Here is a 10,933-nt window from a genome sequence, read left to right on the forward strand (position 1 = left end):
TTGCCCGTTAGACGTTGCAAGATTTTGTTATGATCGGCGGCATCACACCTGTCGGCAGAAGCTGTTGTCGCGACGGTCAAGCCTGCTGACGAATTGTCGCAGTCGCGTCGTAAACCGCTCGCGTTTAAGCAAAATTTGCGACGGATATGCCGCCTGCGTTCGGCGATACCCACGCGATTTCGCCACTTTCGGTCCGTTTACTGATAACTTCGCTCTGTTCAATCAAAGCGCAGACGCCAGCCCTTTCACTGGAATCATTGGCCCTTGCCGGACACTAACGACCAGGATTCGGCCATTGCCTTCGGTCCATTCCGGCTGCTTGCAAAGTCGCGGCTGCTGGAGAAGGACGGCGCGCCGCTTCACCTTGGCGGCCGTGCGCTCGACATTCTCATTTTTCTCGCCGAGCGCGCCGGCGAGGTCGTTGACAAACGAGAGTTGATCAAGCGGGTCTGGTCCGGCGTGACGGTCGACGAAGGCAGCCTGCGCTTCCACATCACGACGCTGCGCAAGGCCTTGGGGGATGCCGGCGAAGGTGCCCGCTACGTCGTCAACGTCCCAGGACGCGGCTATTGTTTCGCCGCCCCGCTGCATCACCCTGCACCCTCGGAGAGCCGGACCAGCCCGCCTGTCTCGTCGCCCCACGCGCTGCCCTCGCCGCTTGCGCGGATGATCGGGCGGGACGAGGCCGTCGAGAAGATTTCGGCCGAGCTTGCCCTGCATCGCTTCGTCACAATCGTCGGCCCCGGCGGGATCGGCAAGACCTCGGTCGCACTTGCCGTCGCGCATCGCGAGTTCACGGCCTTCGACGGCCAGGTGAGCTTCGTCGATTTCGGAGCGCTGACGGATGCCCGGCTGGTTCCCGGAACGATTGCGGCCACCCTGGGCCTGACCGTCAATTCCGACGACCCGATGCCGGGCCTGCTGGCGTTCCTGCGCAGCCGGCGGACGCTGCTGGTGTTCGACAGTTGCGAGCACATCCTCGACGAGCTCGCGCCGGTGGCCGAACGCCTCGTTCAGGAGGCGCCGAAGCTGCATATTCTCGCCACCAGCCGCGAATCCTTTCGCAGCGAAGGTGAGCGCGTCCATCGGCTGTTTCCGCTGGATTGTCCCCCAGAGCGCGACGGGCTCGGCATCGCCGACATCCTTGCCTATCCCGCAAGCCAACTCTTCGTAGAACGCATTGCCGAGAGCCTGAGCGAATTCGAGCTCAGCGAGGAGGACGCGCCGCTCGTCGCCGAGATCTGCCGGCGGCTGGACGGCATCGCGCTCGCGATCGAGCTCGCGGCAGGACGTGTGAACGCCTATGGCATTGCCGGGACCGCCTCGCTGCTGGACAGCCGCTTCTCGCTGCTGTGGCGGGGACGGCGCAGCGCAATCCCGCGGCACCAGACCCTGAGCGCGGCACTCGCCTGGAGCTACGATTTGCTGCCGGCAGCCGAAAGCGCAACGCTGCGCGGATTGTCGGTATTCGTGGGACCCTTCACCCTGGAAGCCGCGCTTGCCGTCGCGTCCTGCCAGGGCATCGGCGAATCCGAGGCCGTCGAAGCCATCTCGAACCTGCTCGCCAAGTCCCTGATCGCGACCTCGCCCGCGGAACGGCGGCTGCGCTATCGCCTGCTCGACACCACCCGCGCCTTCGTCGGCGACAAGCTCGTCGAGCACGCGGAAGCGGCCCGCGTCGCGCGCGCCCATGCCGAATATTTCCGCGATTTCCTGCGCGACATCGCGCTCAAATCCACCGGCATGCAGAGCGCGGGCGGCTTCCTTCCCTATGCCGACCACCTGCCCAATGTGAGGGCCGCGCTGACCTGGAGCTTCGCGGACGGCGGCGACCGGGCGATCGGCGTGGATCTGGCGGCCTCGGCGGCTCAGTTCTTCCTCGAGCTGACGTTGCTGACGGAATGCTACCGCTGGACACAGCAGGCGCTGGTGTCTCTCGATACGGGCGCGATCGACAGCCGCCAGGAGATGACGTTGCAGGCCGCGCTCGGCGTCTCCGTGATGTTCACGCAGGGCAATACGGAGGCGGTCCGCTCCGCGTTCACGCGCAGCCTCCAGCTTGCCAGAGAGCTCGAGGACCTGCACTGGCATCTCTGGCTGCTGCGCGGCCTGCACATCTACCTGACCAGGGTCGGAGATTTTCACGGCGCGCTCGGAACCGGCGAGCAGGGCGAAGGCGTCGCGCGGAAGCTGAATGATCCAGCCGCCGCACTGAACGTGGAATGGATGCTCGGCGTCGCCCACCATCTGATCGGCAACCAGGACAAGGCCGTGCAGTTCTGCGAGAGCGCGGTGGTGCACAATCCCGGCTCGCAGCGGCTGAACATCAGCCATCTCGGTTATGACGACCGCATCGTTGCACTGGTGGCGCTGGCGCGCGGGCTCTGGCTCACCGGCCGGCCCGATCGGGCGATCGAGGCGGCCAGATACACGGTGCGCGAGGCCGAGCTGCTCGAACAGCCGCTCACCCTCGGCATTGCCCTGATCTGGACCATCTACGTGTTCCTCTGGGTCGGCGACTGGGCCAGTGCCGAAAGCCTGATCGAGCGGCTGATCGACCATTCGGCGCGGCATTTTCTCGGCCCCTATCACGCGGTCGGCATCGGCCAGAAGGGCGAGCTGCTGCTGCGCCGCGGCGACGTCACCGGCGGGATCGAGCATCTTCGCCGCAGCCAGGCCACGCTTTACGCCACGCGGCACCGGATCATGACGACGGTGTTTGCGACCGCGCTCGCGGAGGGGCTTGCCTCCGAGAACCGGCCCGACGAGGCCTTGCGCACGATCGATGAGGCCATCGCCCAGATTCCCGATCACGGCGAATCCTTCGACATGCCGGAGATGCTCAGGGTCAAGGGCGACATCCTGGCCCGATCGGGCAATGCCGCCGAGGCCGAGAATTACTTCCGGAAATCGCTCGATCTATCACGCCGGCAAGGCGCGCTCGGCTGGGAGCTGCGGGGGGCGATCAGCCTCGGCCGCGTCTGGCGTCATGCCGGAAAGGCTGGCGAGGCACGCGATCTGCTCGCGCCGCTCCTCGTGCGGTACCAGGAGGGCCTCCAGACCCGCGATCTGTTAGCTGCCAGGGAGCTCCTGGGTACCCTGAATTGAGAGTATCTTCAACGAGATACCGCCATACTGCCTGCTCGCAACTCCTAACAACTTCTAACACGCCAAGCCGCATGCGCCCCGCCATGGTGGTGGCGTTTCACGGTGGATATGGCGGGACATGGCTCTCCTTGACGATGTAATCGATGCCAGCGGCGGTTTGGACCGCTGGAGCAGCTTGAACCGTTTCACGCTCCACCTTTCCGTCGGCGGAACGCTGTTCTCCAGTGCCGGACACGCCAGAGAATTCAAGGATGTGACCGCGGAAGGTTCGACCCGGACGCAATCCGTCCGCTTCACCGGCATCACCGGGGGAGAACACTCAGGCTCCTTTCAGCCGGACGCGATCACGATCGAAAGCCTGGATGGCGAGGTGCTGCGGACCTGGCGCAATCCGAGCCTTGCGTTTCCCGCGGCCAGTGCCCCCGCGCTTGCGGACGAACTGCATCTCGTCTTCTTCTGCGGCGTCGCGATCTGGAATTACCTGACGATTCCATTCCTGCTTGCTCATCCCGATGTCGTGTTGGAGGAACTGTCGCCCCGGTCTGAAGGCACTGAGACCTGGCGGCGGCTGCGGGCGCAATTCCCCGCGCACCTGATCACGCTCGCGCCCGAGCAGATCTTCTATTTCGACCAGAACGCTTTGCAGCGGCGGACGGATCACGATCTCTTCGGGATGAAGGTCGCGCATCATTCCTGGGCCCATGACAATTTCGGCGGCATTGTGGTGCCGACGCTTCGGCGCGTGCAGACGCTGCAGGCTGATGGAACCCAGATTGCCAAGCCCGTGCTGATGGACGTCGAGATCTTCGACGCCGTGTTCGAGTAGCAGCGGCGACACGCCGCCCTCGCAATGTCTACGCGAGGCCCAGTGAACGCAGAGCACGAAACTCACACCAGTGTGTCGATCGCCGCGTCGCGTCCCGCCTGCCCTCGCACTACGCCAATCGGCGCAAAGAATTGAAAAAGCTGACAAAGTCGGCCTCTCTGCGACGGGCTGTCACACCATATTCGCGCACACAAAATCTAACACATCCTAATCATCACTAACGGGCTTCTTGTCCGGCTCACGCCTATCCTCCGAGCATCGAAAACCTTCCTGAAAGCCCTGTTGAAAGCTTTGGGCTTGAGAGTTTGCCGGTCGCCGCCAGCGGCCGTGGTGCCAAGAGAGGACGAGCGATGTTTACCGACTTGCATGCGGCGCCTGCCTGGATTGATCTTCAGGCCGCCCCACGCGATCACCAGGTCCGCCAGGCGGCACAGGCGATCCTCAGGGAACGCGGATGGCGCCGCATCGACCGCAGCCCGGAGGCGGCGGTCGAGGACATCACGATTTCGCGGTGGGAGGATCTCAGAGACGGCTCGTCGCACGACGCGACGACGCCGGAGGATCGCTACTTCGTCGGCATTGCCCTGAAGACCACGCGCGCGAAATTGACCCGCGACCGCCAGGTCATCTTCGACGGCACCATGCCCGCAGGGACACTTTATGTCAGCGCGCCGTCGAAGCCTCTCGCCGCACAATTCCAGGCGCCTTGCGCCTTCCTGCACTTCCACATCTCCGCTGATCATTTCCCGGCGCCATTGCCTGCCGCTGAAGGACTTGGCGACCTCGTCCTGCTGCGCGACCCGCTCGCCGCCGAGCTCGCCAAGGCGCTGACCGAGCACAGCGATGCCGCGGACCAGCAGTTCGCACGCTGCATCGGCAAGACCCTTGCGATGCACCTGGCCCGGCTGGAGCCGCCGCGCGCCAGGGTCAACGCCTTGCCGAAATGGCGGCTGCGGCGCGTCGAGCAATACATCGCGGACAATTTCGACCGCTGCATCAGCCTGTCCGAACTCGCCAATGTCGCCGGCCTGTCCAGGATGCACTTTGCAGCACAATTCCGCGCGGCGACCGGCTACCGTCCGCGCGAATATCTGCTCAATCACCGGATCGAGCACGCGAAGACGCTGCTCGCAACGACCGGCCGGCCATTGGCCGAGATCGCGCTTGCAGTCGGTTTCAGCACGCAGGCGCATTTTTCGACCGTCTTCAAGCGCATCAGCGGCCAGTCTCCGGCACGCTGGCGCCTCGCCAGCAAGGCCGAGCCTCTCGCAGTCGAAGCGCTGCCGCGGCGCCGTCCTGCTGCGGACAGGGATTGGATGGCCAGCGCGGCCGCGTAGCGCGTCCTTATCGACACGCGCGACATTGGAATTGCGGAATACGCCTCTGGTTTGGTCTGCAACGTTTCGAACGCAAGTGCCCCTCCACTTGCGCCGGCTCGCGCCCTCCTCCCGGGCCTACGAGCCACTCGGGGCCGTCCCTGCTCCCCCACAGGACGGCCCCTTTTCTTTGTATCGCTGCAACCGCCACCGCGGCGCGCGGCATCACGCATGCGGACCGGTGCGGCCGGACTCGTACAGGAACCAGACCCGGCGCTCGGCCTCATCGATCCAGTTCTCGATCAGGCTTGCGGTTGCGACATCGCCATATTCGTCGCAGAGCTCATGTACGCGCCGCATCTCCCGCGTCAGCTGCTGATTGTCGCTGCGCAATTCCGCCAGCATGTCCAGGGGGTCGACATAGTCCGCGTCGTTGTCGAGGATGCGCTGCTCGCGCGCGATGTGGCCGATCGAGCGCAGCGTCGTGCCGCCGATCTTGCGCGCGCGCTCCGCGATGTCGTCGGTCATGGCGAAGATCTGGTCGGCCTGCTCGTCCAGCAGCAGGTGATAGTCGCGAAAATGGCTGCCCGACATGTGCCAGTGGAAGTTCTTAGTCTTCAGATAGAGCGCGAAGACATCGGCGAGCAGGGCGCGCAGCGCGGCGGGAATGTCCCGGTTCGCGTTGGCGCCGAGATCGGTCGGGCTTTGGAGGTCTGCCTTTGTCATGTTCGTTGATCCTTGCCTGGAATCACGAATCCTTAGCAGCGCGGCGCGCGAGCTTTCTTTCGTCATGCCCGGGCCGATTTCAAATTCGCACGGGTGGGCTACGCCGCTCTCGTGTCCCGGACGCGCTGCAACGCCCCTTAGCGTTGCTGCGCAGAGCCGGGACCCGGATGGCGACACGGTAGGGCGCGGTGGGCCCCGGCTCTGCAGCGCACCGCTGAAGGGCGCTGCGCTGCGTCCGGGACACGAAAATGTTGCCTCACACAACGCAAGGATCTGTAGCCCGGATGGAGCGGAGCGCAATCCGGGAAAAGTGCTACGCCGACCGAGCGGCCCCGGATTTCGTTGCGCTCCGTCCGAGCTACGTCGCTACGACCACACTCCGCTACACCGGATCGAACGCGCGTATCGGCGGCAGATTGCCGGTGAACTTCTCCACCTCCACCGTCGTCAGCTGCCCCGTGCAGCCCTGCGCGAAGGACGATGTGCCGATGTCGCGGGTGAGCACGTTCGGATTGCCGTGGACGCAGAGCGGCGCGTCGTCCTCGGGATCCATCGGGTCGTACCAGGCGCCGGTCGGGAGCTGGACCACGCCGGGCGCGATGCCGTCGGTGACGTGGACCGCGGCGAGGCAGGCGCCGCGCGCGTTGAACAGGCGGATGATGTCGCCGTCCTTGATGCCGCGCGCGTCGGCATCGCGCGGGTTCATGCGCGCGACCTCGCGTCCCCGATGTTTGCTTTGAAGCGAATGTCCGCCGAAGTCGAGCTGGCTGTGCAGGCGCGTCACCGGCTGGTTGGCGACGAGGAAGCACGGCGCGCCGGGCGTGGGCATGTCGGTCTTCTCCAGCCAGACCGGATGGCCCGGACAATCCGCATCGCCATGGCCTTCGATCTTCGCAGAGAAAATCTCGATGCGGCCGCTCGGCGTCGGCAGGGCGTGAGCGACCGGATCCTCGCGGAAGCGGCGCAACCGGCCGCCGTCGTCGGGCTGTTGCGGCACGACCAGGCTGCCGCGCTGCCAGAATTCGTCGAAGCCTGGCGCCTCGAGGCCGCGCGCTTCGAGCGAGGCCCGGGTCGGCTCGTAGAGATGCTCCAGCCATTGCCGCGACGTGCGTCCCTCGGTGAAGGGCTCGCGCGCGCCGAGACGTTCGGCAAGATCGGCAAAGATCTCGTAGTCGTCCCGCGCCAGGCCAAACGGCTCGGCGATCCGGTGCATCGCAACCATGAGGGGATCGTTGGTGGAATAGCCGATGTCCTCGCGTTCCAGCGTCATGGTCGATGGCAGCACGATGTCGGCATGCCGCGCGGTGGCGGTCCAGGCCAGCTCGTGCACGACCAGCGTGTCGAGCTTGGCGAAGGCCTTGCGCAGGCGGTTGATGTCCTGATGGTGATGGAAGGGATTGCCGCCGGCCCAGTAGACGAGGCGGATGTCCGGATAGGTGCGCGTCTCGCCATTGTAGCGATAGGTGGTTCCGGGATTGAGCAGCATGTCGGCGATGCGCGCGACCGGGATGAAATCACGGACGCCGTTGCGGCCCTGGCCGAGCGTCGGCCCCGGCACGTCGTTGACGCGGCGGCCGTAATAGCCGATCGCCCCCAATGAATAGGCGTAGCCGCCGCCGGGCAAGCCGATCTGGCCGAGGGCTGCCGCCAGCACCATGCCCATCCACACCGGCTGCTCGCCATGCTCGGCGCGCTGCAGCGAATGCGAGACGGTGATGAGCGCGCGCTTTCCGGCAAGGCGGCGGGCGAGCGTGCGGATCGTGTCCGCGCCGACGCCGGAGATCGCGGCAGCCCACTCGGCGCTCTTCGACTGTCCATCGCTGTCGCCGGTGAGATAACGCAGGAAGACGGGCCAGCCCTCGGTGTAGCGGTCGAGGAAGGCCTGATCGTGCAGGTTCTCGCTGACCAGCGTGTGGACGATGCCGAGCATCAGCGCGGTGTCGGTGCTGGGCAAGCAGGTCATCCACTCGGCTCCGGCCTCGACCGGCAGGTCTTCACGCAACGAGCTGACCAGGATGAACTCGCAGCCGCGCCGGCGCGCCGTTTCCATCGCGCCGCGCTCGACATGCTTGCTGATCGAGCCGCCGGCCACCATGGAGTTCTTCAGCGCCATGCCGCCGAACGCCAGCACGATGTCGGTCTCAGTCGCAATCTGCTCCCAGGTGACGTTGCGCTTGGTGATGTCCTCGTAGCCCGCCAAGATCTGCGGCAGCAGCACCGAGGACGCGCCGGAGGAATAGGTGTTCACCGAGCGCACATAGCCGCCCATCGCGATGTTGAGGAAGCGATGCACCTGGCTCTGCGCGTGGTGAAAGCGGCCCGCGCTCGACCAGCCATAGGAGCCGCCGAACACGGCGCCGGGCCCGCGCGTGTCGCGGATGCGGCCGAGTTCGTCGCCGAGGAGGTCGAGCGCCTTCTCCCAGCTCACGGAGACGAATTCGTCGCGGCCGCGGCGATCGTCCGGGCCGGGACCTCGCTCGAGCCAGCCGCGGCGAATCGCCGGCTGGGCGATGCGCGCCTGGTGCCGCAGCGCGCCGGGGAAATTGTCGATGATGCCGTTCGGATCAGGATCGCCTGCATAGGCCCTGACCTCAAGGCCGGCTGCACTATTACGAGCCGAGAACACGCCCCAATGCGAGGTGTGCGGCTTGAAGCCGTCGGACAGGTCGAGGCCGGGGTCGGGGAAGCCAATCGTATCGTCCATCGTCTGATCCTTGTTCCGGTACATGGCGGCAGTATACCGATCCACGTCCCGATGTCGTCGAGATCAGGGTTGACGGAAACGCTGGGCTCCCGCGCGCGACGCAGGCAGGTGGGGATCTGTGGCGGAACGATCGGCGACGGATCCGAGATGCTCGTGCACTGCCAGTTCGAGCCGATGCTCTAAAGCCCGGGCGGCGCACCAGCGCTCGAACCTGGGGCCCGCGGAACGAGAGCAAGCTACGGGCTAAGGACAATCAACGGCTTGCCGCGGTCGCCCCCAGGGCTTATCCGGCCGAAAATGGGCATCCGTCGCACGTTCCGGAAATTCTCGCTCCACAGCACGCAGGTATCCGTACTAACATGACAGCCAAGTCGTTGGTTTCCGACCGCGGCTTGTTATTTGTGGATGTGTCACTCTCGAGGTCCGTCGTTGCATGCAAAAGAGCAACATCAAAGAACTTGAAAAGACGGCGCGTGCTTTGGCCGAGGGAGCTTCCGCCGAAACTCGAAATGCCATTGAGACCGTCATTCGAGAAGCCAGGAAGTACGAAACGGTAAGAGAATCCAACCCCGTCCGCTTACCGCTCTACTTGAAGCTATCGTTGTGTCTTGCTGCGTTGATTACCGCGTTGCTGCTGATAGTGATGCGGTGAAGCGGGTCTGGCGTCTGCTATGGCGGATCGTTCATCATTCGCGCAGTACGCTTAACCGATGCAAAGGTCGACGGCTCCTTGTCCGCGAACATCAGAGGCGGGAACGCCACGCGCAGATGGCGTTCAGTCGCTCAGTTCGCTTTTTGAGAAATCGAGCCGCGTTGTAATTCCGCGAACGCTTCCATGGGCTCGACGAAAACGAACCCAGCACAGAATTGCCAAATGCGGGGCAACATGAATTTCCCGACGCGTTGCAGCTTCCAATTCGAGTAACGAAATTTACTTAGTCGAATCAGCGCGTTGGCTGTGGCTGGGGCGGGAGGGTCCTCAGCCAGCTCGCCGACCCTCTCAGGGGCCTGAAATCACTACAGAAATCGGAGCGAGACGAGGAGTGTGTAGCAGCTCTGTGCGCTACCTCGCAAGCCAGTAAGAACCTGTGTTCCGACGACCTCTTTAGGTAGCGCGCGACCCGTCCGCCTCGGGCGGCGGGGCGGCAGCACACGGAACGGACAAGTCATCAGCCGGTTAGCAGCCGGGACTCCCCGTTTGCGTGGGCGGGCCCGCCGCCTCCGCTTCATCCGGCTCCTCGGCCGGGGCGATCGCCGACACCTCGGCCTCCGTCGACCAGCGGCGCATCGAGCGACGCAATCGACGGCGCCTCAGCTTCGATAACCGCTGCACCGATCGCGATGCCCTACCGCATCGAGACAGCCAGAAAATCTGCTCGCCCCGCCCCACGCTGGCGAGCTGGCCACAGAACTGGCGGCCATCAGCTTTCAGGCCGAATGTGATCATCCCGATGCCGCAGCCTTGTCACAGTCGGCGCCAGATCGGATGGTGTAATCGGCGACATCAATGATAAGAGGCACGGCGGAGGTACCCCTATCAGGATCTTGAAGGGCCCGACGTGCAACACAGCCGGGGCCGTCTGCTTGTTTACCTAGCCGACGGAAGCCGCCTGCATTGGTCGGCTCAACAGGCGGCGGCCTACCTATCGACGTTATCCCCGCGGGTTGCGAACCGTTCGTCAACTGGCGTTGGCTGCCGCCGGGGTTCGTAGCGCTGCACTAAGTTCAAAAGGCGCTTTTTGATGAATGGGTCGGCTTGCTCTGCGAGTTCACGTAATATTTCCGCACGTTGCTTATTGAATTCGTCGTCCAACATAGGCGTCCCCATTATAGAATAAGAAGATCGCAATAGTATAAGAGTAGCGGCTTAGGCTTCGCGAGAAGCTTCCGACTAATTCGCCTGCACGACTAATGGCAGGACGCACGGCTTACCTAGCGAAGCCGCGCGTTACAGAGTCGCCCGTGAAGAATTCGGAAGCGATTGATCTGTCGCTGTGATTTGTCGTGAGCAAGTATTCGATTGTGCAAGAAAGCCGTGGGTAGGTGTTGGTTTTCTTGCGTTTCAAGATTCCGGATTTGGCGACTTCGTGATTCCTTTGACGGCGAGATTCGCTGTTGGGGAGAACCCATGAGCCATCCGCGCGACGATCGTCAGGACGATCTGTTTCGTCCATCTCTGGAGAAGATCATCAACCTTCGCCATCCGTTGGTGCGTCTGGCGGCGGAGATCGATTGGGACTTCCTGGCGGGACG

6 protein-coding genes are annotated in these 10,933 nt (G+C 64.2%); 4 read left to right on the forward strand and 2 right to left on the reverse strand.

Translation table 11 applies throughout. The features are described 5' to 3' along the window. Positions 1-264: 264 nt before the first annotated feature. The 3 genes from E4K65_RS27350 to E4K65_RS27360 all read left to right on the forward strand — a co-directional run bounded on the left by E4K65_RS27350 (position 265) and on the right by E4K65_RS27360 (position 5,271). A complete protein-coding gene (locus E4K65_RS27350) occupies positions 265-3,108 on the forward strand; it encodes an ATP-binding protein (RefSeq protein ID WP_135176755.1) in 2,844 nt (947 codons plus the stop codon). Positions 3,109-3,226: 118 nt separating this feature from the next. After that, entirely contained in the window at positions 3,227-3,934 is a 708-nt protein-coding gene (locus E4K65_RS27355) for a hypothetical protein (RefSeq protein WP_135176756.1), read from the forward strand. Positions 3,935-4,284: 350 nt separating this feature from the next. Next, positions 4,285-5,271, forward strand: coding sequence for a helix-turn-helix domain-containing protein (locus E4K65_RS27360; protein WP_167771191.1), 987 nt, complete (start codon positions 4,285-4,287; stop codon positions 5,269-5,271). 204 nt (positions 5,272-5,475) lie between these two features. On the opposite strand, the gene E4K65_RS27365 is transcribed toward E4K65_RS27360, so the two are convergent. Beyond that, positions 5,476-5,976 carry a Dps family protein gene (locus tag E4K65_RS27365; RefSeq protein ID WP_135176758.1) on the reverse strand — a complete coding sequence of 167 codons (501 nt, stop codon included), beginning with the start codon at positions 5,974-5,976 and terminating at the stop codon, positions 5,476-5,478. A gap of 382 nt (positions 5,977-6,358) precedes the next feature. Next, the gene (locus tag E4K65_RS27370; RefSeq protein ID WP_167771192.1) at positions 6,359-8,680 is read right to left on the reverse strand and encodes a molybdopterin guanine dinucleotide-containing S/N-oxide reductase; all 2,322 of its coding nucleotides are present in this window, start codon (positions 8,678-8,680) and stop codon (positions 6,359-6,361) included. A 433-nt stretch (positions 8,681-9,113) separates the two neighbouring features. On the opposite strand from E4K65_RS27370, the gene E4K65_RS27375 reads away from it, so the two are divergent. Continuing rightward, positions 9,114-9,332 (forward strand): hypothetical protein, encoded by a 219-nt coding sequence (locus E4K65_RS27375; RefSeq protein ID WP_027546172.1) that lies wholly within the window; start codon positions 9,114-9,116, stop codon positions 9,330-9,332. The last annotated feature ends 1,601 nt before the right edge of the window (positions 9,333-10,933 follow it).

The sequence above is a fragment of the Bradyrhizobium niftali genome (assembly GCF_004571025.1).
Lineage (GTDB): Bacteria > Pseudomonadota > Alphaproteobacteria > Rhizobiales > Xanthobacteraceae > Bradyrhizobium > Bradyrhizobium niftali.